Below are 535 nucleotides of genomic sequence, written 5' to 3' on the forward strand. Positions count from 1 at the left end.
GTGCGTAACGCACGATGGTGCCGACCGCGCTGATCAGCAGACCGGCCGCGTTCACCGCCGGTCCGAGCCGCTTCATGACGCGCCCGAGTCGTTTCGGGTCCCCGTTACAACGGGTGATGTCCGGCGATGACGGCGATCGCCCGCCTCCGGAACGCCCTTGCGTCCGGCCGAGAAACGTTCGGGCGACATGAACCAGCGCGAACTCGGCGACGTCGGCGCGCTCAGCGAGGTCGGCTACGGCGCCTGGCAGATCGGCGGCGACTGGGGCGAGGTCACGGAGGCGGAGGCGGTCGCGGCCGTCGAGGCCGCCCTCGACGCCGGGATCGACTTCTTCGACACCGCCGACGTGTACGGCGACGGCCGGTCGGAGCGGATCGTCGGCGAGACGCTCGCGGACGAGATCGCCGCGGGCGACGTGACCGTCGCGACGAAGGCCGGCCGCCGGCTCGACCCGCACGAGGCGGACGGCTACGCGGAGCCGAACCTCCGGCGGTTCGTCGACCGCTCTCGGGAGAACCTGGGGATGGACACGCTC

General features: G+C 72.1%; 1 protein-coding gene. It reads left to right on the forward strand.

Annotated elements, in window-relative coordinates:
* Positions 1 to 187: 187 nt before the first annotated feature.
* On the forward strand, positions 188 to 535 hold a 348-nt coding region (locus D3D02_RS18855; protein ID WP_147435742.1), incomplete at its 3' end, for an aldo/keto reductase.

Origin of the sequence: Halobellus sp. Atlit-38R (genome assembly GCF_003665925.1) — an archaeon.
GTDB lineage: Archaea > Halobacteriota > Halobacteria > Halobacteriales > Haloferacaceae > Haloquadratum > Haloquadratum inordinatus.